This is a genomic window from Cyanobium sp. Cruz CV13-4-11 (assembly GCF_024346055.1).
Lineage (GTDB): Bacteria > Cyanobacteriota > Cyanobacteriia > PCC-6307 > Cyanobiaceae > Cyanobium.
In genome coordinates, this window is sequence record NZ_JAGQCH010000002.1 from 160,442 (window position 1) to 183,624 (window position 23,183).

Sequence of the window (23,183 nt, forward strand, 5' to 3'; positions counted from 1 at the left end):
CCATGATCATCGACGACACCCACTACGACGTGATCCTGATCGGCAGCGGCGCCGGTGGTGGCACCCTGGCCGCCGCCCTCGCCGACGGGGGCCACACGGTGCTGTTGCTGGAGCGGGGGGGCGTGATGCCCCAGGCCGATCAGAACGTCGCCGAGGTGGGGCTGTTCCGCAAGCCGCGCTACCACCCCGAGGAGAAGTGGTTCGGCACCGACGGTGATCCCTTCTCCCCCCAGATGGTGCACGCCGTCGGCGGTAACACCAAGATCTGGGGTGGGGTGCTTGAACGCATGCGCGAAGCGGAGTTCACGGGCGTGGCGCTCCAGGAGGGGCCGTCCCGGGACTGGGAGCTGCGCTACGACGACCTGGCCCCCTGGTACGAGCGGGCCGAAGCGCTCTACCGGGTCCATGGGGTGGCCGGTGCCGATCCCACCGCCCCGGCGATGCAGGGCCCCTATCCCGCCGCGCCGCGGCCGGTGGAGCCATTCCTGGTGGAACTGCGCACCGCCCTGGAGCGCCAGGGGCTCCATCCCTACGACCTGCCCCTGAGCTGGTCCGAATCGGCGGTCGATCCCACCGGGGATGCCGAACTGTTCGGCGTGGATCCGGCGCGCGGCTCCAGCACCGTGACGGTGAGGGAGAACGCCCGGGTGCTGCAGCTGCACGTCAACCCGTCGGGCCAGGAAGTGCGCGGCGTTGAGGTGGAGATCGACCACCAGCGCTGGCTGTTCCGCAGCCACCAGGTGGTGCTGGCCGCCGGGGCCATCGGCACGCCGGAGATCCTGCTGCGTTCCGCCACCGACCACCACGCCCGCGGCCTGGCCAACGGCTCCGACCAGGTGGGCCGCAACCTGATGAAGCCCCAGCTCACCTCGATCCTGCAGCTGGCGGCCGCCCCCAACTCGGGCCGCTACGGCCGCGGCCATGGCATCACCGACTTCTACTGGGGCGACAAGAACGTCGACTTCCCGCTCGGTTCGATCCAGAGCGGCGGCGGGGTGCTCCAGGACGCCCTGTTCGCCGAGTCACCGCCGGTGCTCTCCCTGGTGACCCGCCTGCTGCCGGACTTCGGCCTCGAGCAACTGGCCGCCCGCTCGATCACCTGGTGGGCGATGAGCGCCGTGCGGCCCGATCCCCACAACCGGGTCGCCCTGCGGGGCCAGCAGCTGCAGGTCCACTACACGGCCAACAACCGCGAAGCCCACGACCGCCTCGTCTACCGCTGGATCGACAGCCTCAAGGCCGTCGAAGCCGACCCCCTGACAGTGGTCACCAAGGCGGCTCCCACCCATCCCCGCGGCGAGGCGCCCCTGCCGGTGATCGGCGGCGCCTGCGGCACCTGCCGCATGGGTTCGGATCCGGCCACCTCGGTGGTGAACCTGGAGGGCCGCAGCCATGAAGTCCACAACCTCTGGATCGTCGACGCCAGCGTCTTGCCGTCCTGCCCCTCGGTGGGCATCGGCCTGACCGTGATCGCCAACGCCCTGCGCATCGGCGAAGCACTGAAGGCATCCCTGTGACAAACGCCTCTCCCTCTGTCGCTCTGATCGACGCGATCAGCCCCTCCGAAACCCGGCGCATCGCCGAGCGCGATCACGGTGGGGCGCCCTGGAGCCTGTGGGGCAGCTATCTGAGCGAGCGCCAGTGGGGCACGGTGCGCGAGGACTATTCCGCCGACGGGGACGCCTGGACCTCCTTCCCCCACGACCATGCCCGCTCCCGCGTCTACCGCTGGGGTGAGGACGGCCTGCTGGGCCTCTGCGACGACCAGTGCCGCCTCTGTTTTTCCCTGGCCCTCTGGAACGGCGCCGATCCGATCCTCAAGGAGCGACCCTTCGGACTCGGCAACCCCGAAGGCAACCACGGCGAAGACCTCAAGGACTACTTCTTTCATCTCGCCAACACCCCCACCCACAGCTTCATGCGGGGGCTGTATAAGTATCCGCAACGGGCCTTCCCCTACGCCGATCTGCTGGCCGAGAACGGCCGCCGGGGGCGCGATCAGCCCGAGTACGAACTGGTCGACACCGGCATCTTCAATGACAGCCGCTACTTCGATGTCGTCATTGAGTACGCCAAGGCGGGGCCGGAGAATCTGCTGATCCGGATCAAGGCCATCAACCGCGGCCCCGACGCCGCACCCCTGACGCTGCTGCCCAGCCTGTGGCTGCGCAACACCTGGCGCTGGGGCTATCCCGATGAAGTCGAGCACCAGATCAGCCTGGCCGACACAACCGCCAACGACCCCGGCCGCGACTCCATCGTCAGCGATGTCATCCCCCATCTCGGGGTCTATCAGCTCGACTGCGCCGAACCCGGTCACTGGATCTTCACCGACAACGAAACCAACAGCCAACGGCTCTGGGGCCAGCCCAACGCCACGCCGTTCCAGAAAGACGGCTTCCACCGCCATGTGATCGATGGCGAAGCCGGCGCGGTCAATCCGGCCTGCCACGGCAGCAAGGCGGGCCGCCTGTTGGAGCGCACCCTGGCCCCGGGCGAGGCATGGCTGGTGGAACTGCGCCTGCACCGCATCGATGGCCCAACGGACGAAGGCAAAGCGACAGACGCCACCGCTCCAGGTTCCGACGCCTTCAAGGCGATCTTCGCCCAACGCGAGCAGGAGTGGCTGGAGTACTTCGAGCAGCACGTGCCGGGCCTGTCCGAGGACGACCGCCGCATCCATCTGGCCGGCGCCGCCGGCCTGCTGTGGTGCAAGAAGTACTACGGCTGGAGTGTGCTGCGCTGGCTGGATGGGGACCCGACCGGCACCCCTCCCCCGGCCGCGCGGCGGCACACCCAGAACGCCTACTGGAAACGGCTGCACGCCCACGACATCATCTCGATGCCGGACTGCTGGGAGTACCCCTACTTCTGCCAGTGGGACCTGATGTTCCATTCGGTGGCCTTCGCCGTCTTCGATCCGGCGACGGCCAAGGAGCAGTGCATGCTGCTGCGCAAGCCCCACTACACCGCCCCCAACGCCCAGACCCCGGCCTATGAATGGGCCCTCTCCGATCCCAACCCGCCGATCGGCGCCTGGGCGGCGATGCGCATCTACCAGATCGATCGCAAACAGACCGACACCCCTGACCTGGGATTTCTGCGGGCGGCCCTGCGCAAGCTGATCCTGGAATACGGCTGGTGGGCCAACCGCAACGACCGCTCCGGCGACAACGTCTTTGAGGGGGGCTTCCTCGGTCTCGACAACATCGCCGTGTTCGATCGACGTTTCCCCCTGGCCGACGGCAGCATCATCGAGCAGTGCGACGGCACCGCCTGGATGGCCTCGCTCAGCCTCAACCTGCTGCAGATCGCCGTGGAGCTGAGCCACGAGGAACCGGAATACGCCGACATCTGCGAGCGCTTCGTCGTTGATTTCGTGCAGTTAGCGATCGGCCTCAACAATCCGGCCGGCCGCGACTATGTCAACTGGGACGAGGAGGACGGCTTCTATTACGACGTCATCAAACGGCCCGACGGCAGCACCGACTACCTGCGCACCCGCTCGCTCTCGGGCCTGGTGCCGCTGCTGGCGGTGCAGAGCTTCGACGTCGACACCGTGCAACGCCTGCCGATGCTGGACGTGACCAACACCCTGGCCTGGTTCACCCATGAGCGCACCACCCCCTCCTGGACGGTGCACAACCTGGGGATCTGGAACAACGACCGGGTGCTGTTCACCCTGGTGCCCAGGGAGCGACTGCAGCGCATCTGCGAGCGGCTGTTCGATGAGGAGGAGTTTCTCTCCCCCAACGGCATCCGCTCCCTCTCCAAGGTGTACGAAAAGCACCCCTACTCCTACACCGAAGGCAGCCAGAGCCAGACGCTCGCCTACAGCCCGGCCGACAGTCCGGTGGCGATGTTCGGGGGCAACTCCAACTGGCGCGGTCCGGTGTGGATGCCGATGAACTTCCTGCTGATCGAATCGCTGCAGAAGTTCGCCCATTTCTATGGCGACAGCTTCAAGGTCGAGTTTCCGACCCGCTCCGGCAACTGGATCACCCTCTGGCAGGCCTCCCTGGAGCTGGAGAGGCGACTGGTGGGCATCTTCCGCCGCAACAGCGAAGGCCGCCGGCCGTTCAACGGGGACGTGGAGATGTTCCAGAACGATCCCCACTGGCGCGATCTGATCCTGTTCAACGAATACTTCCACGGCGACAACGGCAGCGGCGTCGGCGCCTCCCACCAGACCGGCTGGAGCGCGATGGCCTGCAAGATGATCAACCAGCTCAACCGCTATCCCATCCAGCCATGAGCCTCACGTCCCCCAGCGTCACAATCGCCGGTCCGAGCCTGCACAGCTCGCCCCTGCCCGAAGCAACCCAGCTGCAGGTGGCCAACGGCGCCCACTTCGATGTGGTGATCATCGGCAGCGGCGCCGGCGGCGGCACCCTGGCCCGCCACCTGGCGCCCACGGGCCTGAAGGTGCTGGTGCTGGAGCGGGGCGACTGGCTGCCCCAGGAACCCCAGAACTGGGAGGCCGAGGCGGTGTTCCAGCAGGGCCGCTACGTGTCCACCGATCCGTGGCTCGACAAGCACGGCAAGGCCTTCCAGCCCGGCAGCCATTACTTCGTCGGCGGCGCCACCAAGATGTATGGCGCCGCCCATTTCCGCCTGCGCCAGCAGGATTTCGAGGAGCTCGCCCACTTCGATGGCACCTCGCCGGCCTGGCCGCTGCGCTACGCCGACTTCGAGCCTTGGTACCAGAAGGCCGAGGAGATGTATCACGTGCACGGCCAGCGGGGAGAGGATCCCACCGAGCCGCCCTGCAGCGGCCCCTATCCCCATCCGCCGGTGGCCCATGAACCGCGCATGCAGAAGCTGGTGGACGACCTGCGCTCCGCCGGGCTGCACCCGTTTCATGCCCCCAGCGGCGTCCAGCTCGATGAGGCCCACATGGCCTTCAGCCGTTGCCGCAAATGCAACTGCTGCGATGGTTTCCCCTGCCTGGTGCACGCCAAGTCGGACGCCGAGGTGCTGGGCATGCGGCCGGCCCTGGCGGCGCCGAATGTGTCGCTGCTGACGCGGGCCCAGGTGAAGCGGTTGGTCACCGATGAATCCGGGCGCACGGTGAAGGCGGTGGACCTGGAACGGGACGGCGAACCGCTGACGGTGAGTGGTGATGTGGTGGTGGTGAGCTGTGGCGCCGCCAACAGCGCCCGGCTGCTGCTGATCTCGGCCAACGACAAGCATCCCCGCGGCCTGGCCAACGGCTCGGACCAGGTGGGCCGCCACTACATGTTCCACAACAGCAAGGCGATGGTGGCCCTGGCCCATGAGCCCAACCACACCGTCTTCCAGAAAACGGTCTGCGTCAACGACTGGTACCTCGGGGATGCCGACTTCGACTACCCGATGGGCAACATCCAGATGACGGGCAAGACCCGCGGAACGATCATGAAGGGCTATGCCCCGCTGGAAACCTTCCTGATGCCGGGCTGGAGCATGGACAAGATCGCCGAGCACGCGCTCGACTTCTGGATCTCCAGCGAAGATCTCCCCGATCCGAACAACCGCGTGACCGTGACCGGCTCCGGCCAGATCCAGCTCAGCTACACCCCCAACAACCTCACCGCCTCGGCGCGCCTGGTCAGCCGCCTGGAGGGCCTGCTGGATCGCCTCTATCTGCGCAACCACCTGGTGGAGCGCCAGATCTACATCGCCAACAGCATGGGCATCGCCGCCGTGGGCCACCAGGCCGGCACCTGCCGCTTCGGCAGCGATCCGGCCAGCTCGGTGCTGGATCTCAACTGCAAGGCCCACGAACTCGACAACCTGTACGTCGTCGATACCAGCTTCATGCCCACGATCGGCGCCGTGAACCCCTCCCTCACCGCCATCGCCAATGCCCTGCGGGTGGGCACCCACCTGGTGGAGCGGCTGCAGGGCTGAGGGTGGCCATGGGCACGCCGGAGGAAACGTCGGAGCGGCGGGTGCTGGTGGCCCTTGGCACCGCCTGGGCCCTGGCGGCCGGCTGGTTCCTGTTCTGGCCGGTGCCCACCGAGGTGATCGGCCGGGGGGTGGTGATCGTGCCCGGCGGTGCCACGGTGATCGATGCCCGGGCCGAGGGCCAGATCCTCAGCCTGCCGGTGCGGGTGGGCCAACAGGTGAGCCGGGGCCAGACCCTGCTGCGCCTTTACCTGCCCACCCTGGAGCAGCAGCTGCGCCGTCAGGAGAAGGATCTGGCGGAGCTGATCCGCATCAACGCCGATCTCGATCGGCGCGACCGGGCACGACTGGCCTCGGCCCGGCGGCTGCGGGACACGGCCCTGGCCCAGCTGCAGGGCAACCGCGAACGCCTCGATGCCCTGCGTCGCGTCTACGACCAGAAGGTGGCCGATTTCCGCCATCTCGCCCGCCGCGAGGTGGTGGCCCCCCTGGCCGGCGAGGTGGTGGCCAGTGAAGACCGGGCCATCCAGCTCGACAACAGCGTCGCCGACCTCGGCATCCGGCAGCGGGAGGCGATCGATGCCTGGGAGACGGTGAAGCTGGGCATCGACACCGAATCCCAGCGGCGGCGCTTTGCCATCAATGACGCCCGCCGCGCCGTGCGGGTCACCCAGACCCGCCTGGGCTTCGACGGCAGCCTCAGCGCCACCCGGGACGGGCGGCTGCTGGATCTGCAGGTGGTGCGCGGTCAGACGGTGAAAGCGGGCCAGCGCCTCGGCACCCTGGGAGGGCCCGAGGCGGGCCAGACCCTGCAGGCCGTGGCCTACTTCGCCCCAGCCGATGCGCGTCGCCTGCGCCCCGGCCTGGCCATGGAGGTGGTGCCGGACTGGAACGAGCGGGGCCGCTTCGGTGGCATCCGCGGTCGTGTCGTCAACGTCACCCTGCTGCCTGCCACCCGCGAAGACGTGAACACCACCATGGGCAACCCCCAGCTGGCGGAGGCCCTGGTGCGCCACGGACCGGTGCTGCGCACCGAGATCGCCCTGCAGCCCACGGGCAACGCCCCCGGCTTCGATGGCTACCGCTGGACCCTCAGCCGCGGCAGCAGCGTCTTTCCGATCCGCGAGGGGCTGACCCTCAAGGCCCACGGTTATGTGGAGTGGCGCCCACCGGTCAGCTATCTGCTGCCGATGCTGCGCGACCTCACCGGCAGCTACCGCACCCTGCGCCAGCAGGAGCGCCAGGACCAGCCGCCCCTGCGCCAGCGAGACGCCTTGCCATGACACGCGAGCTCCCCTGGCTGGTGCTGGAGGCGGCCCTGCTGGTGGTGCTGCTGCACGCCAACGCTCCGGAGGTGTGGTTCTGGTTCGCGGCCCTGCTGGTGCTGCTGCTGTGGCGCTCCTTCGCCTGGCGCCAGCGCCGCTGGCAGCGGCTGCAGGAGCGACAGGGCGACGCTCAGGAGCCGCCCAGCACCAGCGGCAGCGCCACCGGCTGATCGGGCCGGTCCGGCACCGGCAGCAGTTCACGCAGCAGCTGGGCATAGCTGACATTGGCCAGGGTGGTGGATTCGGCCACCCCCTCCATGGCGCCGGTGAGGGTGGCCACGGTGGTGGCCACGTCGCTGTAGTCGGCCAGTCCGAGCTGGTAACGGGCCCGCACATCCCGGAAGGCCTCCCGGGAGGCGCTGTACGAAGCGCGGGCCGCCACGATCTGGCGCAGGGCGGCCCGATGGTCGTAAAAGGCGGCCTCAAGGCGCTGGCGGATGGCGTTGCGCTCGCGGGCCAGGCTCTGGTCGGTGCGGGCGGCGGCGGTGCGGCTGGCGGCCACGGCGCCGGCGGTGACGCCACCATCGAAGAAGCGCCAATGCAGCTGCAGGCCCGCGGCCCAGTCGGAGCGCTGGTTGAGCAGCTGGGGGATGAGGGCCGAGCTGCAGCAGCCCTCCAGCTCGATCACCGGCTGTGTGATCAGCCCCTGGCCGTAGCCACCGGTGGCCACCAGCCGCAGGCTGGGCAGCAGTTCGGCGGCGCGGCGATCGGCCTGGCGCAGCAGGGCGTCGCGGGCGGCCTGCAGGGCCCGCAGCTGGGGGTTGTCGCGCCAGCCGCGCACGATCGTCTGCTCCAGATCGAGGGGCCAGGGGGGCTGCAGCCGCACCGTCTCGCTGGCCCGCAGGCTGATGTCGAAGGGCACGTTGATCAGGTTGCTGAGCTGGCGCTGACGGCTGAGCTGCAGGGCCTCGGCCTGCTCAAGGCGATAGAGGCTCTGCTGCAGGGCGGCCTCGGCCCGGAGCCGATCCAGCCGCGGCACCAGACCCGCCTGCTGGAGCGCCGCCACCTGGTCGCGCACCACCGTGTCGCTGTCGGCAACGGCCCGGCGGATGCGCTGCAGCTGGTCGGCGAGCTGCAGCCCGTAGTAGGCGACGCTCACATCCAGCTGCAGCTGGCGCAACCGGTCGGCGTAGCGCTGGCGGGAGGCCTTGAGGCCGTCGTCGGCCTCGGCGATGCTGGCGGTGCGGTTAGGGCTGATCAGCTCCCAGCCCAGTTCCATCCGGGCGGCGGCCGCACCGACGTTGGTCTGCACCACATTCCAGCCCTGGGGCCTGACCAGAAACGGGGAGTCCGCCGGATAGATGCCGTCATTGGCGGCCCAGACCTGGCTGTAGGAGCGCTGCTGGCGGAAGCCACCGGCCAGGTTGAGGCCCAGCTCCGGCCACCAGCGTCCCCGGGCCGACCCGGCCAGGTCCTGCTGCTCCCGCACACCGAGAACGGCGGCGGCCAGATCCGGATCGTTGCGCACGGCCACCGCCAGGGCCTCGGCCAGGCTGAGCCGCTGGCGCCGCTCGATGCGCACCGCCTCGGGCGCCTGGGGCAGGGCCGTCGCGGCAGGGGCCGGCAGGTCGGGCGCCTCTGTCGGGCCGGAGTTGTCTGCCTCCGCCGCACCCGGCAGCAGGCTGCGGTCGAGCCGTTCGAGATCCTGCTGGAACCCCTGGAGGCTGCGCAGCAGCGCCGGGGAGGGGGGCGGCAGTCGGCGCGGCTGGGGCGCCGGAACGGGGGTCTGGGCCCGGACCTGGGCCATCGCTGCCAGCACGGCCAGCGCCAGGGCCGGGGCCAGCCAGCGGTGGGCGTGGCGCCGGATCATGGCTGCCGGGGGCCCGGGGCTGGCGCCGCGTCCTTGGTGGAGGAGGCCTGCATCAGGTCGTGGAGGCCCAGGCTGGTGCGGGCCAGGCAACCGATCGAGAAGCAGATGGCGGCGCTGCCGAACAGGCCCAGCTGCGCTTCCCGGGTTTCGCCCTCGAGGCGGGTCATGGCCAGCAGCACCACCCCGGCGGCCAACCAGGGCAGGGTGACAACCATCCCAAGCTGGGAACGGGTCATCGCCATCAACGCAGACCCAGCTCCTGGCGCAGCTGCAACTCCAGCTGGCGCACGGCGTTGAAACGCGCCATGGCCCACGAGAGCTTGCAGACACAGCCGATCGAGAAGCAGATCGCCGCGTTGCCGAACAGGCCCCAGGCGTGGCTGTGCAGGTTGAAATCCTCGGCCAGCAAGAGCCGCAGCGCCAGGATCACCAGCAGGCTGGCCACCACCCAGGGGCCGTACACCCAGCCGACGAAGAACTGATCAACGAACAGCCGTCGCGGCGGCGGAGCCATGACACCGGTAGCCAGGATGCCAAGTCTGCCTGCGGCCCCCGGCGATACAAGCTGCCACAGCCGCAGGTCTAGCTGGCCCCTCAGGAGCTGCGCCGCCTGATGGCCAGCAGCAGCTTCTCAAACACCTCCGGCAAGGGGGCCTCGCACACCAGCCGCTCGCCACTGATCGGGTGGTCGAGGGCCAGCCGCACCGCGTGCAGGGCCTGGCCGCCCAGGGCCACCGGAAGCTTGCGGCAGCGGCCGTAGGTGGCATCCCCCACGATCGGATGGCCGGTGTGGGCGCAGTGCACCCGGATCTGGTGGGTGCGGCCCGTGTCGAGCTTGAAGCGCAGCAGGGCGTAATCGCCCAGGGGTTCGACCAGGCGCCAGTGGGTGCAGGCATGGCGGCCGGTGCTGTCGGAGACCACGGCGTACTTCTTGCGATCGACCGGATGGCGGCCGATGGCCGCCACGATCGTGCCGCTGTCGGCCGCTGGCTGGCCATGCACCACCGCCAGGTACTCCCGCGAGGCGATGCGCTTCTGGATCTGCACCTGCAGCTTCACCAGCGCCTCCTGGCTCTTGGCCACCACGATGCAACCGGTGGTGTCCTTGTCGAGGCGGTGCACGATGCCGGGCCGCATCTCACCGCCGATGCCGGGCAGGTCGGGGCAATGGTGCAGCAGGGCGTTCACCAGGGTGCCGTCCTTGTTGCCGGGGGCCGGGTGCACCGTGAGCCCGGCGGGCTTGTTGAGCACGATCAGGTGCTCGTCTTCGTAGAGCACATCCAACGGGATGTCCTGGGGCACCAAGTAGGGCAGGGGCTCCGGCGGCGGCATCCACAGTTCGACGGTGTCGTCGGTGCGCAGGGGCGTCTTGGCCCGGCCCGTGACGCCGTTCACCCGCACGTAGCCCGCCTCAATGAACTTCTGGATGCGGGCCCGGCTCTGCTCGGGCCGCTGGGACACCAGCCAGCGGTCGAGCCGCATCGGCAGCGGCTTCAGGTAGTGGAGCTTCAGCAGCTCCCCTTCACCTTCGCCGAAGCGGGCCATCAGCTGGGGGGCGCCGCCTGGGGAGGCAACTCCAGGGAGATCGGCCCCAGCAGCGAGCGGCGGAAATCATCCAGCAGGCGCTGGGCCATGCGGGCCGTGTCGCCGCTGGTGTGGCGGGCCGCACTCGCTGTCAGCCAGGCGGCGGGGTCCGAAACCCCGGGGGAGATCGCCACCCCATAACGCCGCTCCAGCAGCCCGGGGGCCACCCCGGCGGCTGCCACCGACTCCAGCTGGGGCAGTAGCCGCAGAAAGGCCAGGGCCACGGCCTCGCCGTCGTAGGAGGCCTGGCCGATGTCGTCACAGAGGGCCAAGCGCAACCCGGCCAGCTGGTCATCGAGACGCGGGGGCAAGACGCCGGGGGCATCGAGCAGATCCAGGTCCTGGCCCAGCCGCACCCAGCGCAGGCTGCGGGTAACGCCGGCCCGGCGGGCGCTCTCCACCACCTTCTGGCGCACCAGCCGGTTGATCAGCGCCGACTTGCCGACGTTGGGGAAGCCCAGCATCAGGGCCCGCACGGGGCGCGGCTTCATGCCGCGGCCGGCCCGGCGGGCGTTGAGCGACTCCCCGGCCCGGATCGCCGCCTGCTGCAATTGCTTGACGCCGGTGCCCACCTTGGCGTCGCACCACCACGGCACCTCCCCCCGCTCGCGGAACCAGCCGTCCCAGGCCAGGCGGGCCGCGGCGCTGACCATGTCGCGGCGGTTGATCACCAGCAGATGCTGCTTGCCCCGGATCCAGCGCTGCAGGCGCGGGTGCCCGGTGGCCAGGGGGATACGGGCATCACGCACCTCGATCACCAGATCCACCTTCTCCAGGTTGGCGCTGAGGGCCTTCTCCGCCTTGGCGATGTGGCCGGGATACCACTGGATCGGTGGGGCGGCCGTGCTGAGGCGGACTGTGTCGCCGACGTCCGGCATCAGGGCACCACCAGCACCGGACAGGGCGCCAGCTGCAGCACCCGGGCGGCGGTGCTCTGGTGGTCGCCCTCCAGGGTGATGCCCCGGGTGCCCATGACGATCACGTCGGCATTGATTTCATCGGCCACGTCACCGATCACGAAGGCCGGCTTTCCCTCCCGCTCCAGCACCTCGCAGGCCACACCGGCCTGGGTGAAGCTGGCCCGGGCCTGCTCCAGCAGCCGGGCCACATCGGCTGGATCGTGCATCACCCCTTCTTCGGCCTCCACCACCGAGAGGAGCACGATGCGACTGCCATGGCGCTGGGCGAGCTGCAGCGCCACGGCCGCCGTTTCCATCGTCTGGCGGCTCTGGTCGATGGGGAACAGGACGGTGTCGAACATGGCAGAAGGCCCAGCTTCCTTGTCCTAGCGCCGACCGTTGCGGCCGCCCGGGATGGGAGGTGGGAAGAACCGAATCGTGCCGGTGGCAAGGCGGGAGGGGCCGGGGGCTAATCTCCGTGCGCCTTCCCTTACACGTAACCATGGCGAAGCGATCCCTCTCCAGTCTCAACGCCGATGATCTCCGCGGCAAGCGGGTTCTGGTCAGGGTCGACTTCAACGTGCCCCTCGACGACGCCGGCGCCATCACGGACGACACCCGCATCCGGGCCGCCCTGCCCACCGTGCGCCACCTCATCGACCACGGCGCCCGGGTGCTGCTGGCCGCCCACTTCGGCCGGCCCAAGGGCCAGGTGAATGAGGCCATGCGCCTCACACCGGTGGCGGCCCGCCTCAGCGAGCTGCTGGGCAAACCCGTGACCAAGACCGACAGCTGCATCGGCCCCGACGCCGAGGCCAAGGTGGCCGCCATGGCCGATGGCGATGTGGTGCTGCTCGAGAACGTGCGCTTCTTCGCTGAGGAAGAGAAGAACGACGCCGGCTTCGCCGAAAAGCTGGCCGACCTGGCCGATGTTTATGTGAACGACGCCTTCGGCGCCGCTCACCGGGCCCACGCCTCCACAGAGGGCGTCACCAAGTATCTGAGCCCCAGCGTGGCCGGTTTCCTGATGGAGAAGGAGCTGCAGTACCTGCAGGGGGCGATTGATGAGCCCAAGCGTCCCCTGGCCGCCATCGTCGGTGGCTCCAAGGTGAGCAGCAAGATCGGCGTGCTCGAGTCGCTGATCGACAAGTGCGACAAGGTGCTGATCGGCGGCGGCATGATCTTCACCTTCTATAAAGCGCGCGGCCTGGCGGTGGGCAAGTCCCTGGTGGAGGAGGACAAGCTGGAACTGGCCAAGGAACTCGAAGCCAAGGCGGCCGCCAAGGGCGTCCAGCTGCTGCTGCCCACCGATGTGGTGCTGGCCGACAACTTCGCCCCCGACGCCAACAGCCAGACCACGGCGATCGACGCCATCCCCGACGGCTGGATGGGCCTGGACATCGGCCCCGATTCGGTCAAGGCCTTCCAGGCTGCCCTGGCCGACTGTCAGACCGTGATCTGGAACGGCCCCATGGGCGTGTTCGAGTTCGACGCCTTCGCCGCCGGCACCAACGCCATCGCCCACACCCTGGCCGAGCTCAGCGCCAAGGGCTGCTGCACGATCATCGGCGGCGGTGACTCCGTGGCCGCCGTGGAGAAGGTGGGTGTGGCCGACAGGATGAGCCACATCTCCACCGGCGGCGGCGCCAGCCTGGAGCTCCTGGAAGGCAAGGTGCTGCCGGGCGTGGCCGCCCTCGACGAGGCCTGAGGCGGGCGCCCCCCTGGGGTTGGCGACGGGCCTAGATCGTCGCCTTCGCTGCCCTGGCGGAGGAGCCCGTCCTGTCCTGACGTGGGGGCAGGCCGAAGCGGGCCCTGAGGGCCTGGGCCTCGGATCGGATCTCGGCCTGGAACCGCTCTCGGGCCTGCTTCTCCTGCCGCTCACAGGTCTGGAAGGCCTCCCAGGTGCTGGCAGCCGCAATGCAGCGATCGGCCTCCTGAAGGATGGCGATACGGGCCGCGTGGCTGCGGCGCTCCAGGTCGCGACGCGCCTGGAACATCTCCTGGCGCTGCTCTAGACGGAAGCGTCGCAGGCCCTCCCCGGGAGCCTGGCTCTGGGCCAGGACCGAAGCAGGCAGGGCGACCAGGACCAGCGGCAGCAACACCTCGGACAGGCCGCGATGGCGTGGCTTCATGACGGCGGCGGAATGGTTTGGGACAAGCTTGGGATGAAAACCTGTCCCAACGGCAACCGGCCAAGCCGAAGCCATGACCGGATGTGACCGGCCTCAGAGAGTCCCGGGGTTGCCGGGGCGGCCCTCACCCCATTTCCCTTTGCGGTCACCCTTGCTCCATTGGGGCAGGGGAATGCCGTTGCGCTCCAGCAGTGCTTTCATGGCGGCCCGATGCTGCTCACGCTGGCGCTGGGTGGCGTCACGCTGGGCTTTCATGCAGGCCCACAGGGCATCGCTGCTGCCCGCGGCGGACAGGCAGCGCTCGCCGCTCTGCAGGATGGCGATGCGGGCCTGGTGATCACTGATCGCCAGGCGCTTCTGCTCGGGAAAGATCTTCTGCATCTGGGCAGGCGTGGGCCGTCCAGCCTCGGAGGGGCCGCTCTGGGCCAGGGCGACACCGGTGGAGCCGATGACCGCGGCCAGGACGGCAATCCGCAGGGGTTGAAGCAGGTGGGAGGGCATGGGAGGAATTGTCTTGAACATTTCCATCGTGACCGGCAGGTGTGACGGCAATCGGACTGGCTGAGGTCCAGCTGTGACCGGATGCGACTGATGGCATCTCACTCGCCCGGCAGGGGCCAGGCCCTCAGGGCCACGGCGAAACGTCCCAGCGGCGGCTCGGCGCTGGCTGGCGCCTCCAGGCGGCGCAGATCACCGCCATGGTCGCGGGCCACCTTGGCGGCGATGGCCAGGCCCAGGCCGCAGTGCCCCTCACCGCCGCGGGCCTGGTCGAGCCGCTGGAAGGGGGTCATGGCCTTCTGCCACTGCGCCGGGGCGATGCCCTCGCCAGAGTCCCAGACCTGGATCTCGAAGCCGCTCTCCACGGGTCCGTCCTCGCCGTTGGCAGACGCCGCCCCGTCCGCCGGGCCCAGGGGCCGCAGCACCAGCCGCAGGGGCGGCCGGCCATAGGTGAGGGCGTTATCGAGCAGGTTGCCCACCGCCCGCGCCAGCGCGATCGGCCGCACCCGCCGCACCAGGGGCTCCAGATCCAGCTCCAGGGGCACCTCGCCCACCGATGCCGCCGACTCCGCCACCAGGGCATCGAGCGGCACCAGCACGGGACTTTCCCCGGCTTCGGCCCCGGCGAAGATCATGAACTGGCGGATGATCCGCTCGATCGAGCGGATGTCGGCCTGGGCCCGCTCCAGCGCCTGGGGCGCCATCGGCCCCTCAGCGGCGAGGGCCAGGCGCAGGCGCAGCCGGGTCAGGGGGCTGCGCAGGTCGTGGGCGATGCCCGCCAGCATCGTGGTGCGCTCCCGGCCGGAGTCCTCCAGCCGCAGCAGCATGGCGTTGAAGCGGGCCATCAGCTGCCGCACCGCCGGGGCGCCCTGGTCCGGCAGGGCCTCGGGCAGGGCTTCGAGGCCCACGTCGGCCAGGGCCACCTGCAGGCGGGTCAGGGGGCGCTGGATCTCCAGCGTCAGGAACAGCAGCAGGGCCCCGAGCGCCCCCAGGCCGATGGACAGGGAGAGCAGCAACGGATCGGGCGGCCAACCGCGCGGTGAGGGCAGGGAGACGAACAGCCACACCGGCTCGAGCGGTGAGGCCATTTCCACCCATACCCCCCGCCGGGGGGAGAAGGCGGGCTGCACCGCCGGACAACGGCCCAGCCGGCGGCACAGCTCCGCCTGCAACCGCTGGGTCTGCCAGCGCAACCGCCGATCCCCCCGGCCCACCCTGGCCGGTGTCGCCGCCGATTCCGGCCGGCGACCCACCACCAGTTGCATGCCGCTGATCTGGCCGAGCACCTCCGGGCTGAAGCGCTCCAGGGCCACCTCCCCCAGCACCAGGTTCGACGCCACCTCCGAGCCCGTCTGGATCAGCTGCTGCTGGGCCAGGCGGCGGCCCAGCAGCAGCTGCAGCAGCAGCAGGCTGAGGGCGGCCGCACCGGTGCCCGCCAGCAGGTACGCCAGCGTGCGCCCCAGGGACGGCCGCCAGGGGCGCTCAGGACTGGCGGGGCTTGCCATCGGGGACGAACACGTAGCCGTAGCCCCAGACCGTCTGCACATAGCGAGGCCGGGCTGGCTCCGGTTCGATCAGCCGCCGCAGCCGCGACACCTGCACGTCCATGCTGCGGCTGTCGGTGTCGCTGCCGGGGCCCCGGGCCAGTTCGATCAACCGCTCCCGGGACAGGGGCCGGTGGGGGTGCTGCACGAAAGCCGCCAGCAGGGCGAACTCACCGCCGGTGATCGTCAGGGCTTCCCCCTGGCGCTCCAGGGTGCGGGCCGCCAGATCCACCTCCAGGTCGCCGAAGCCGATCCGGGCCCCGTCGGGCTGGGGCAATCCACCGGGGAGGCTGCCGCGACGCCGCAGCACCGCTTCGATCCGGGCGGTCAGCTCCCGGGGCAGGAAGGGTTTGGCCAGGTAGTCATCGGCCCCCTGCTCCAGGCCGATGATCCGGTCCACCGCATCGGCCCGGGCCGTGAGCATCAGCACCGGCAGGTCGTCGTCCCCGTCCCGCAGACGCCGCAGCAGGCTGAGGCCGTCATCGCCGGGCAGCATCAGGTCGAGCACCAGCAGATCAGGGCGCTGGCCCTCGAGCCGGGCCATCAGCTGGGCGCCATCGCCCATGCAGCGGACCTCGTAGCCCTGGTCCCCCAAGTAGGTGGACAGGAGATGGCGCAGATCCGGGTCGTCATCCACCACCCAGATCCGATGCGGTCGGCCCATGGTTCAGGGCTCGAGCGATTGGCGATCGGCAACGACGCGCACCCGCTTGGTGGCGCTGACGATGCCGTCGGGGTGCACCAACAGCACCGCCCAGGTCTGGGAACCGGGGGACAGGGGGGCCTGCACGGTCTTGAACAGTCCGCCGCCGCCGAGGGCACCGAGCTCCATGCTCGGGCTGGTCATCGTGGCCTGCTGCTGGGGGGTGATCGCCGCAATGCCCCCCGCCGCGAGGGCGCCGTCGAGGGGATCGTCGAAAATCACGTCGACGTCGTAGCGCTGGCCGGTCAGCACGGCGTCGGGGATCAGCAGGCTCACCGGCAGCGGCTTGTCGCCGCTGCGCAGCAGCGACCGCTCCCGCAGCACCGTCTGGCCATTGATGCGGGTGCCATCGCTCTGCAGGGACAGCTGTTGCTCCGCCTCCAGCCGGTAGGTGGTGCCGCCCTGGCGCCGGGTGCCGTCCACCCGGAGGGTCACCGTGGGCTGGCCGTTGCGCATCTGGGTGCCGCTGCGCAGCTGCCAGCGGGCATCGGGAAACTGCTGGCGCAGCAGACGGCGTCGGGTCTCCAGCTGGGCGGGATCCAGCCCGGGGCCGGCCTGAAGCAACGCGGCCAGGGCGGTGTCGGAGCTGCTGTTGAGGGCGCTTTCGAGGGCCTGGAGCTGGGCAGGGGAAGGGGGAGCCGCCAGGGCGGGGGCCACGCCAACGCCGACCAGCGCCATGGTGGCCAGGAGGGTACCGAGCAGCTGCGGCGACCGAACCGGGGACAGGGGGGCGTTCAGCGGGCGGTACGGGGCCATGGAGAGGGAGGGAACCGGGGCGGCGGTGAGCGGACCGGAATCGGCTTTTAAGTTAGGCGCGCTTGTCCCACCCGCCCATGCCGACCCTGTTGATCGCCGCCAGCGGCACGGGTGGCCACCTGTTCCCCGCCCTGGCGGTGGCCGAAGCCCTGCCCGCCGACTGGCAGGTGCACTGGGTGGGGGTACCGAATCGGCTCGAGACCGAGCTGGTCCCCAGCCGTTACCCGCTGCACATGGTGCGGGCCGGCGGCCTGCAGGGCCGGGGGCTGCGCAAGCTCTGGAACCTGCTGCAGCTGCTGCTGGCCGTGCTGCCGATGCGGCGCCTGATCCGGCGGGAGGGGGTGAGCGTGGTGTTCAGCACCGGGGGGTACATCGCCGCGCCGGCGATCCTGGCCGCCCGCTGGTGCGGGGTGCCGGTGGTGCTGCATGAGAGCAACGCCATCCCCGGGCGGGTGACCCGGCTGCTGGGCCCCCTGTGCACGCGGGTGGCGGTGGGGCTTCCCCAGGCGGCCGAGCGGCTGCCCCGCTGCCGGCCCCTGGTCTGCGGCACCCCGGTGCGGCGGGACTTTCTCACCCCCACCCCCCTGCCGGAGTGGGTGCCCGGAGGCGACGGTCCCCTGCTGCTGGTGATGGGGGGCAGCCAGGGGGCCCTGCGCCTCAACCGCATGGTGCGGCCCCTGCTGCCGCCGCTGGCGGCCAGCGGCTGCCGCGTCGTGCACCTCACCGGCAGCCAGGATCCCGAGGCCGGAGCGCTGCGCCTCGACGGGGTGGTGGAGCGGGCCTTCAGCGATGAGCTGCCGGGCCTGCTGCAGCACTGCGATCTGGCCATCAGCCGGGCCGGCGCCGGCAGCCTCAGCGAACTGGCGGTGTGCGGCACTCCGGCGATCCTGGTGCCCTTCCCGGCGGCCGCCGACCGGCATCAGGACGCCAATGCCGCCGCCGCCGCCAGCCTGGGGGCCGCGGTGATCGTCTGGCAGCACGAGCCCGGCGAGCCCGCCCTGGAGCGGACCGTGTGGCGGTTGCTGGGGCCGCGCCTGCGGGGCACCGCCGCTGGGGCCGATCCCCTGGAGCCGATGCGGGACGGCATGGCCTCCCTGGCGGTGCGGGATGCCGACCGGCGGCTGGTGCAGGTGCTGGAGCAGCTCATCAGCCGCGCCTGATCTGCTCCAGGGCGACCAGCAGCCGCCGGTTGCCGGCCCTGTCCTGCAGGGCGATCCGCAGCCAGTTCTCCCCCAGGCCCTCGAAGGAGCGGCAGTCGCGCACCAGGATCCGGTGCCGGCGTTCCAGCGCCAGCCGCAGCGACTGGAGCGAGTCGGCCCCAGGGGTGCTCCGCACCAGCAGGTAGTTGGCGGCCGAGGGCAGGGGCTCCAGTCCGGGCACCGCCGCCAGGCGGGCCGTCAGCCAGGGGCCCTCCCCGGCCACCCAGTGCTGCACCCGCCGCTGCCAGCGCCGCAGGCCGGCCTGGTCGGCCATCAGGCCCTGCCCCACCGCCGCCGCCAGGCCGTTGACGGGCCAGGGGTCGCGCCAGGCGGCCCAGCGGGCCAGCCGCTCGGCACTGCCCAGGGCGTAACCGAGCCGCAGGCCGGCGATCGAGAACAGCTTGGTGAGGCTGCGGATCACCACCAGGTTGGGATGGGCCGCCAGCAGCGGCACCAGCGACTGCTCCTCGCCGGCCGGCACCAGCGGCAGGAACGCCTCATCCATGATCACCAGGGCGAACCGCTCCAGCAGGGGCTCCAGCGAGGCCCGGCTCCAGAGCTGGCCGGTGGGGTTGTGGGGATTGGTGAGCCAGAGCACGGCGGCGCCGGACCCGGCGGCGGCGACGGCGGCGACGGCCAGGGGCCAGGGGCCCGGTCCGGCCCCCGACCAGTCGAGCGGCAGCGGCAGGAGGCGCCAGGCGCCGCCCCAGCAGTCCAGGGCCCGGCGGTAGTCGGCGAAGCCCGGCGCCGGCAGCAAGCTCAGGCCAGCGGCAGCGGCGTCCCGGGCCGCCCAGGTGAACAGCTCGGCGGCCCCGTTGCCGGGCAGGACCCGGGCCGGATCCAGCCCGTGCCAGGCGGCGATGGAGTCGCACAGCGCGGTGTAGTCCCGGTCGGGATAGTCGCGCAGATCGCTGCCGAGCGCCCGCCGCAGCAGCTGCCGCAGCCGCGGTGGCGGGCCGAAGGGCACCAGGGAGGCGCTGGCATCCAGCAGCTGGTCCGGACGGCAGCCGAGGCGTCGGGCGGCCGCCTGGAGGTTGCCCCCATGGAGATCCGGCGGTTCAGGAGGCCCCGTCACCGGGTGGGGAGCTGGCACCGGCTCCTGGGAACATTCAGGCGGTTGTAACACGGATGGGCGGCGGGGCTGCTGCAATGGGGGGACCATTCGGTGCGCCGCACTCCCCCGTGCCCCCTTCCCCCCTCCAGCCGGTGATCGGCGCGATCGGTGCGGTGCTGCTGGGCAAGGAGCACGAGGTGCGGCTGGCCCTGGCCTGCCTGCTGGCCCGCGGCCACCTGCTGATCGAGGATCTGCCCGGCATGGGCAAGACCACCCTGGCGGAGGCCCTGGCCCGCAGCTTCGGGCTCGGCTTCAAGCGGGTGAGCTTCACCAGCGACCTGCTGCCGGCGGATCTCACGGGTCTGAACGTGTTCGACCCCGCCGCCGCCAGCTTCCGCTTCCAGCCCGGCCCCCTGTTCAGCCAGGTGCTGCTGGCCGATGAGATCAACCGGGCCAGCCCCCGCACCCAGAGCGCCCTGCTGGAGGCGATGGCCGCCGGCAGGGTGAGCGTGGACGGCACCAGCCATCCCCTGCCCCGGCCCTTTCTGGTGATCGCCACGCAGAACGGCCTCGACCAGGGGGGCACCTCGGCCCTGCCCGAATCCCAGCTCGACCGGTTCCTGATGCGCCTCAGCCTGGGCTACCCCCCCGCCAGGCGGAGCGGGCCCTGCTGCAGGGCGAGGGCCTGCGGCCCGACGGCCTCAGCGGCGCCTTCGGCCCCGAGGACCTGCTGGCGCTGCAGGAGCGCTGCGACCGGCAGCACTGCAGCCCCGCCCTGCTCGACTACGTGCTCGACCTGCTGGAGCGCAGCCGCCGCCAGCCGGCCCAGGGCCATCCCCTCTCCCCCCGTGCCGGTCTGGCCCTGGTGGCCGCCGCCCGCGCCTGGTCGCTGCTGGAGGGTCGCGACCATGTGATTCCGGACGACGTCCAGGCGGTGCTGGCCCCCGTCTGCGAACACCGCATGGACGGCGGCCAGCGCGGCGGCGGCGAGGGGGAGCTGAGCCAGCGGCTTCAGGCGGGTGTCGATGGACTTCGGTAGGCCCCAGCAGGGGGAGCAGGTGCGCCTGCGGATGCGCAACCTGTACATCCTGCCGACGCGCTTCGGCTGGCTCTGGCTGGCGGGCACCGTGCTGCTGCAGGTGATCGGCGTCCAGATGCAAAGCAACGGCACGTTGTTGCTGAGTTTCCTGATGCTCAGCCTGTTCCTGCTCACCCTGCACCTCACCCACTTCAACCTGCAGGGCGTGGAACTGGGCTGCGGCACGCCGGCAGCGGGTTTCGCCGGGGCCCCGGTCCCCTATCCGATCCGACTCCGCTGCCCGGGCCGCAGCGAGGGGGTGCGCCTGCGGCTGGGGGGGGAGGCCTCGGGTCCGCCGCTGTCGCTGGCGGCGGGGGAGCATGAGCTGGCCGTGGCCTGGACGCCGCCGGGCCGGGGCTGGCACAAACCCGGCCTGCTGCGGATCCAGACCACGGCACCCCTGGGGCTGTTCTGCTGCTGGTCGCGCTGGTCCCCGGCAACGGCCCAGTTGATCTACCCGGCCCGGCGGGCCGGACCGGTGCGGCTGCTGGCCGCCGGGTCGGCACCGCTGGTCGGCGAGCCGGCCCTGGCCAGCCGCCAGGACGGCAGCGACGACTGGCGCGACCTGGCCCCCCATCGCCCCCAGGACAGCCCCAGCCGACTGGCCTGGAAGCTGCTGGCCCAGGGGCGGGGCGAGTACGCCAAGCGCTTCCTGGATCGCCCGGAAGCGGCCCCCCTGCTGGCCCCGGAACCTGGGGTGCCCCTGGAGGCGGCGCTCGAACACCTCAGTGAGCGCATCTGGAGCTGGCACGGCCGGGGCCTCAGCTATGGCCTGGAGCTGAACGGCCAGTCCATCGCGCCCGGCCGGGGGGTGCTCCACCGGGACCGGTGCCTGGCGGCCCTGGCCTGCTGCCGATGAGCCGCGCCGCCGCCCCCCTGCAGTGGCTCACCATGGGGTTGCTGGCGCTGGGGCTGCTGGGCCTGTCGCCGGCCCTGTCCCTGAGCCTGCTGGCCTTCGGCCTGGCGGTGCTGACGGCCCTGAAGCTGCGCGAGGCCCGCACCCTGGAGGAACGGCGGATGGTGGCCCTGCTGCAGCTGGTCTGCGCCGGTCTGCTGGCGGCCCTGCGCCCCGAACTGGCCCCGAGCCTGCTGCAGGGCCTGGCCATCCTGATGGCCCTGGCCGGGCTGCTGGCCCTGGAACTGGGGGCGGGGCCCGACTGGCAAGCCCTGATGCGCCGCAGCCTGCAGGTGCTGCTGGCGGCGCTGCCGATCGCCCTGGTGCTGTTCCTGCTGCTGCCCCGGCTGATGCCGTTCAGCAACTTCGGTGCGGGCCAGGGCATGGGGGCGATGACCGGCCTCAGCGACAGCATGGAGCCGGGCTCCATCGCCAGGCTCGCCGTCAGCCGCCAGGCTGCGGCCCGCGTCGCCTTCCCCCTCGGCGGCGAGCCCCCGCCCCTGGAGCAGCGCTACTGGCGGGTGCTGGTGCATGAACGCTTCGATGGCCGCCGCTGGCGCAGCACGGCCCCCCAGTTCGCCAGGCCTCCCGCCGGCCAGCCCGCCCCGCCGGCGCCGCCGCCCGCCGCCCCGGGGGAAGGGATTCAGCTCTGGCTGATTGAGCCCAGCGGCCTGGCGGCGGTGCCCTGGAGCGGAGCCGGCCGGCCCCTGTCCGCCGACCTGACCCTGCAGCGCAGCGGCGAACTGCTGAACCGGGCCCCGGGCAGCCAGCGGCGGGTCTACGCCCTCACCCTGACGGGGGATCCGGGTGACTGGCGCACCCAATCGCCCGGCCCCCTCGATCTGGTGCTGCCCCGGGGCGAGAACCCACGGCTGGAAGCCCTGGCCGCCCCATGGGGGCGCCTCAGCAGCGACCGGGAGCGACTGAACGCCGCCGCCGGCTGGTTCCGCGCCCAGCCCTTCCGCTACACGCTCGAGCCCGGGGCCCTGCCCCGCCAGGCCCCCCTCGACCACTTCCTGTTCGAGAGCCGGCTGGGCTTCTGCGGCCACTACGCCAGCGCCTTCACCACCCTGATGCGGGCGGCGGGGGTGCCGGCGCGGGTGGTGAGCGGCTACCGCGGCGGCCAGTGGGTGCAGCCGGTGGGCGGCACCGGCTACGTGGACCTGCGCCAGGCCGACGCCCACGCCTGGAGCGAGGTGTGGCTGGACGGGGAGGGCTGGCGGCGCGTCGATCCCACCGCCTGGGCGCAGGGGGACCCCCTGGCGCGCTCAGGGGCAACGGGCGCCGGCAGCCGTGCCGGCGGCGGCCCGCTGGACTGGATCCAGCAACAGTGGTGGGGCCTCGACATCGCCTGGGCCCGCTGGTGGCTCGGCTACGACAGCGAGCAGCAGCAGGCCCTGGTGGCCCGGCTGCTGGGCGAGCAGCGCCACCTGCTGGGGGTGGTGGTGCTGCTGGCGGTGGCCGTCAGCCTGGCCGCCAGCCTGGGGGGCCTGGGCTGGCTGGGCCGGCGCCGCGGGGGGGATCCCCTGCGACTGGAGCTGGAGCGCACCCTGCGGGCCATCGCCCGGCAGGGCATGGTGCCCGCGGCGGGGGAAACCCTGGGCGGCTTCGCCCGGCGGCTGGGCCAGCGCTGGCCGGCCCTGAGCGCTCCCCTGGAGGCGTTCGTGGCGGCTTACCAGCAGCAACGCTTCGCCGGCGCCCCCAGCCGGACGGGACGCCGAGCGGCCCACCGGCTGGGACGGGTGCTGCGCCGTTCCCTCCGAACCGGCATCCCGTCGCAGGAAGCGGTACAACGGGAGCACCCCTGAACAGGCCAC

Annotated in this window: 23 protein-coding genes; 11 read left to right on the plus strand and 12 right to left on the minus strand. The window is 71.3% G+C overall.

Annotated elements, in window-relative coordinates:
* Positions 1 to 2 precede the first annotated feature (2 nt).
* Genes KBZ12_RS02810 through KBZ12_RS02830 form a run of 5 tightly spaced genes read left to right on the plus strand, consistent with a single transcriptional unit; the run spans position 3 to position 7,384 of the window.
* Positions 3 to 1,517 (plus strand): GMC oxidoreductase, encoded by a 1,515-nt coding sequence (locus KBZ12_RS02810; RefSeq protein WP_254956203.1) that lies wholly within the window; start codon positions 3 to 5, stop codon positions 1,515 to 1,517.
* Complete coding sequence (locus KBZ12_RS02815) at positions 1,514 to 4,255, plus strand: MGH1-like glycoside hydrolase domain-containing protein (RefSeq protein ID WP_254956204.1); 2,742 nt, start codon at positions 1,514 to 1,516, stop codon at positions 4,253 to 4,255. Before KBZ12_RS02810 ends, KBZ12_RS02815 begins: the two co-directional genes overlap by 4 nt.
* Positions 4,252 to 5,892, plus strand: coding sequence for a GMC family oxidoreductase (locus KBZ12_RS02820; RefSeq protein ID WP_254956205.1), 1,641 nt, complete (start codon positions 4,252 to 4,254; stop codon positions 5,890 to 5,892). The genes KBZ12_RS02815 and KBZ12_RS02820 overlap by 4 nt, the downstream gene beginning before the upstream one ends.
* Before the next feature lie 8 nt (positions 5,893 to 5,900).
* Positions 5,901 to 7,172 carry an NHLP bacteriocin system secretion protein gene (locus tag KBZ12_RS02825; protein ID WP_254956206.1) on the plus strand — a complete coding sequence of 424 codons (1,272 nt, stop codon included), beginning with the start codon at positions 5,901 to 5,903 and terminating at the stop codon, positions 7,170 to 7,172.
* Positions 7,169 to 7,384 carry a hypothetical protein gene (locus KBZ12_RS02830; protein WP_254956207.1) on the plus strand — a complete coding sequence of 72 codons (216 nt, stop codon included), beginning with the start codon at positions 7,169 to 7,171 and terminating at the stop codon, positions 7,382 to 7,384. Before KBZ12_RS02825 ends, KBZ12_RS02830 begins: the two co-directional genes overlap by 4 nt.
* On the opposite strand, the gene KBZ12_RS02835 is transcribed toward KBZ12_RS02830, so the two are convergent.
* The 6 genes from KBZ12_RS02835 to KBZ12_RS02860 all read right to left on the minus strand — a co-directional run bounded on the left by KBZ12_RS02835 (position 7,345) and on the right by KBZ12_RS02860 (position 11,869).
* On the minus strand, positions 7,345 to 9,024 hold the full coding sequence (locus KBZ12_RS02835; protein ID WP_254956208.1) for a TolC family protein: 1,680 nt from the start codon (positions 9,022 to 9,024) through the stop codon (positions 7,345 to 7,347). The two genes, KBZ12_RS02830 and KBZ12_RS02835, sit on opposite strands and share 40 nt — an antisense overlap.
* Positions 9,021 to 9,260 carry a hypothetical protein gene (locus KBZ12_RS02840; protein WP_254956209.1) on the minus strand — a complete coding sequence of 80 codons (240 nt, stop codon included), beginning with the start codon at positions 9,258 to 9,260 and terminating at the stop codon, positions 9,021 to 9,023. Before KBZ12_RS02840 ends, KBZ12_RS02835 begins: the two co-directional genes overlap by 4 nt.
* Positions 9,261 to 9,265: 5 nt before the next feature.
* Complete coding sequence (locus tag KBZ12_RS02845; protein WP_254956210.1) at positions 9,266 to 9,538, minus strand: hypothetical protein; 273 nt, start codon at positions 9,536 to 9,538, stop codon at positions 9,266 to 9,268.
* An 80-nt stretch (positions 9,539 to 9,618) separates the two neighbouring features.
* Positions 9,619 to 10,569, minus strand: coding sequence for an RluA family pseudouridine synthase (locus tag KBZ12_RS02850; protein WP_254956211.1), 951 nt, complete (start codon positions 10,567 to 10,569; stop codon positions 9,619 to 9,621).
* Positions 10,569 to 11,486: a ribosome biogenesis GTPase YlqF gene (ylqF, locus tag KBZ12_RS02855; RefSeq protein WP_254956212.1), complete on the minus strand. Its 918-nt coding sequence runs from the start codon at positions 11,484 to 11,486 to the stop codon at positions 10,569 to 10,571. The genes KBZ12_RS02850 and ylqF overlap by 1 nt, the downstream gene beginning before the upstream one ends.
* Positions 11,486 to 11,869: a universal stress protein gene (locus KBZ12_RS02860; protein WP_254944890.1), complete on the minus strand. Its 384-nt coding sequence runs from the start codon at positions 11,867 to 11,869 to the stop codon at positions 11,486 to 11,488. Before KBZ12_RS02860 ends, ylqF begins: the two co-directional genes overlap by 1 nt.
* A gap of 140 nt (positions 11,870 to 12,009) precedes the next feature.
* Here KBZ12_RS02860 and KBZ12_RS02865 point away from each other — a divergent pair, with 140 nt between their 5' ends.
* Complete coding sequence (locus tag KBZ12_RS02865) at positions 12,010 to 13,215, plus strand: phosphoglycerate kinase (RefSeq protein WP_254956213.1); 1,206 nt, start codon at positions 12,010 to 12,012, stop codon at positions 13,213 to 13,215.
* 31 nt (positions 13,216 to 13,246) lie between these two features.
* Here KBZ12_RS02865 and KBZ12_RS02870 read toward each other — a convergent pair whose 3' ends face one another.
* From KBZ12_RS02870 to KBZ12_RS02890, 5 genes are all read right to left on the minus strand, one after another.
* Positions 13,247 to 13,639 (minus strand): hypothetical protein, encoded by a 393-nt coding sequence (locus KBZ12_RS02870; RefSeq protein ID WP_254956214.1) that lies wholly within the window; start codon positions 13,637 to 13,639, stop codon positions 13,247 to 13,249.
* Positions 13,640 to 13,732: 93 nt separating this feature from the next.
* The gene (locus KBZ12_RS02875) at positions 13,733 to 14,140 is read right to left on the minus strand and encodes a hypothetical protein (protein WP_254956215.1); all 408 of its coding nucleotides are present in this window, start codon (positions 14,138 to 14,140) and stop codon (positions 13,733 to 13,735) included.
* A gap of 98 nt (positions 14,141 to 14,238) precedes the next feature.
* Positions 14,239 to 15,642, minus strand: coding sequence for an ATP-binding protein (locus KBZ12_RS18360; RefSeq protein ID WP_261359746.1), 1,404 nt, complete (start codon positions 15,640 to 15,642; stop codon positions 14,239 to 14,241).
* Positions 15,620 to 16,345 (minus strand): response regulator, encoded by a 726-nt coding sequence (locus KBZ12_RS02885; protein ID WP_254956216.1) that lies wholly within the window; start codon positions 16,343 to 16,345, stop codon positions 15,620 to 15,622. Before KBZ12_RS02885 ends, KBZ12_RS18360 begins: the two co-directional genes overlap by 23 nt.
* Positions 16,346 to 16,348: 3 nt before the next feature.
* A complete protein-coding gene (locus KBZ12_RS02890; protein WP_254956217.1) occupies positions 16,349 to 17,140 on the minus strand; it encodes a hypothetical protein in 792 nt (263 codons plus the stop codon).
* A gap of 77 nt (positions 17,141 to 17,217) precedes the next feature.
* Here KBZ12_RS02890 and KBZ12_RS02895 point away from each other — a divergent pair, with 77 nt between their 5' ends.
* Positions 17,218 to 18,300, plus strand: a complete 1,083-nt coding sequence (locus tag KBZ12_RS02895) for a glycosyltransferase (protein ID WP_254956218.1) — start codon at positions 17,218 to 17,220, stop codon at positions 18,298 to 18,300.
* Here KBZ12_RS02895 and KBZ12_RS02900 read toward each other — a convergent pair.
* The gene (locus tag KBZ12_RS02900; RefSeq protein WP_254956219.1) at positions 18,287 to 19,432 is read right to left on the minus strand and encodes a histidinol-phosphate transaminase; all 1,146 of its coding nucleotides are present in this window, start codon (positions 19,430 to 19,432) and stop codon (positions 18,287 to 18,289) included. The genes KBZ12_RS02895 and KBZ12_RS02900 overlap by 14 nt on opposite strands.
* Positions 19,433 to 19,521: 89 nt before the next feature.
* Between KBZ12_RS02900 and KBZ12_RS02905 the strand changes: the two genes are divergently transcribed.
* Genes KBZ12_RS02905 through KBZ12_RS02920 form a run of 4 tightly spaced genes read left to right on the plus strand, consistent with a single transcriptional unit; the run spans position 19,522 to position 23,174 of the window.
* Positions 19,522 to 20,307, plus strand: a complete 786-nt coding sequence (locus KBZ12_RS02905; protein WP_254956220.1) for a MoxR family ATPase — start codon at positions 19,522 to 19,524, stop codon at positions 20,305 to 20,307.
* Complete coding sequence (locus KBZ12_RS02910) at positions 20,259 to 20,432, plus strand: hypothetical protein (RefSeq protein ID WP_254956221.1); 174 nt, start codon at positions 20,259 to 20,261, stop codon at positions 20,430 to 20,432. The genes KBZ12_RS02905 and KBZ12_RS02910 overlap by 49 nt, the downstream gene beginning before the upstream one ends.
* Positions 20,419 to 21,330, plus strand: coding sequence for a hypothetical protein (locus KBZ12_RS02915; protein ID WP_254956222.1), 912 nt, complete (start codon positions 20,419 to 20,421; stop codon positions 21,328 to 21,330). Before KBZ12_RS02910 ends, KBZ12_RS02915 begins: the two co-directional genes overlap by 14 nt.
* Entirely contained in the window at positions 21,327 to 23,174 is a 1,848-nt protein-coding gene (locus tag KBZ12_RS02920) for a DUF3488 and transglutaminase-like domain-containing protein (RefSeq protein ID WP_254956223.1), read from the plus strand. The genes KBZ12_RS02915 and KBZ12_RS02920 overlap by 4 nt, the downstream gene beginning before the upstream one ends.
* Positions 23,175 to 23,183 lie beyond the last annotated feature (9 nt).

Excerpts from the sequence above, each read along its gene's own strand:
- KBZ12_RS02810 (WP_254956203.1), top strand. The coding sequence starts at position 3 with ATGATCATCGACGACACCCACTACGACGTGATCCTGATCGGCAGCGGC.
- KBZ12_RS02820 (WP_254956205.1), top strand. The coding sequence starts at position 4,252 with ATGAGCCTCACGTCCCCCAGCGTCACAATCGCCGGTCCGAGCCTGCAC.
- KBZ12_RS02825 (WP_254956206.1), top strand. The coding sequence starts at position 5,901 with ATGGGCACGCCGGAGGAAACGTCGGAGCGGCGGGTGCTGGTGGCCCTT.
- KBZ12_RS02830 (WP_254956207.1), top strand. The coding sequence starts at position 7,169 with ATGACACGCGAGCTCCCCTGGCTGGTGCTGGAGGCGGCCCTGCTGGTG.
- KBZ12_RS02835 (WP_254956208.1), bottom strand. The coding sequence starts at position 9,024 with ATGATCCGGCGCCACGCCCACCGCTGGCTGGCCCCGGCCCTGGCGCTG.
- KBZ12_RS02840 (WP_254956209.1), bottom strand. The coding sequence starts at position 9,260 with ATGACCCGTTCCCAGCTTGGGATGGTTGTCACCCTGCCCTGGTTGGCC.
- KBZ12_RS02845 (WP_254956210.1), bottom strand. The coding sequence starts at position 9,538 with ATGGCTCCGCCGCCGCGACGGCTGTTCGTTGATCAGTTCTTCGTCGGC.
- KBZ12_RS02850 (WP_254956211.1), bottom strand. The coding sequence starts at position 10,569 with ATGGCCCGCTTCGGCGAAGGTGAAGGGGAGCTGCTGAAGCTCCACTAC.
- ylqF (WP_254956212.1), bottom strand. The coding sequence starts at position 11,486 with ATGCCGGACGTCGGCGACACAGTCCGCCTCAGCACGGCCGCCCCACCG.
- KBZ12_RS02860 (WP_254944890.1), bottom strand. The coding sequence starts at position 11,869 with ATGTTCGACACCGTCCTGTTCCCCATCGACCAGAGCCGCCAGACGATG.
- KBZ12_RS02865 (WP_254956213.1), top strand. The coding sequence starts at position 12,010 with ATGGCGAAGCGATCCCTCTCCAGTCTCAACGCCGATGATCTCCGCGGC.
- KBZ12_RS02870 (WP_254956214.1), bottom strand. The coding sequence starts at position 13,639 with ATGAAGCCACGCCATCGCGGCCTGTCCGAGGTGTTGCTGCCGCTGGTC.
- KBZ12_RS02875 (WP_254956215.1), bottom strand. The coding sequence starts at position 14,140 with ATGCCCTCCCACCTGCTTCAACCCCTGCGGATTGCCGTCCTGGCCGCG.
- KBZ12_RS18360 (WP_261359746.1), bottom strand. The coding sequence starts at position 15,642 with ATGGCAAGCCCCGCCAGTCCTGAGCGCCCCTGGCGGCCGTCCCTGGGG.
- KBZ12_RS02885 (WP_254956216.1), bottom strand. The coding sequence starts at position 16,345 with ATGGGCCGACCGCATCGGATCTGGGTGGTGGATGACGACCCGGATCTG.
- KBZ12_RS02890 (WP_254956217.1), bottom strand. The coding sequence starts at position 17,140 with ATGGCCCCGTACCGCCCGCTGAACGCCCCCCTGTCCCCGGTTCGGTCG.
- KBZ12_RS02895 (WP_254956218.1), top strand. The coding sequence starts at position 17,218 with ATGCCGACCCTGTTGATCGCCGCCAGCGGCACGGGTGGCCACCTGTTC.
- KBZ12_RS02915 (WP_254956222.1), top strand. The coding sequence starts at position 20,419 with ATGGACTTCGGTAGGCCCCAGCAGGGGGAGCAGGTGCGCCTGCGGATG.
- KBZ12_RS02920 (WP_254956223.1), top strand. The coding sequence starts at position 21,327 with ATGAGCCGCGCCGCCGCCCCCCTGCAGTGGCTCACCATGGGGTTGCTG.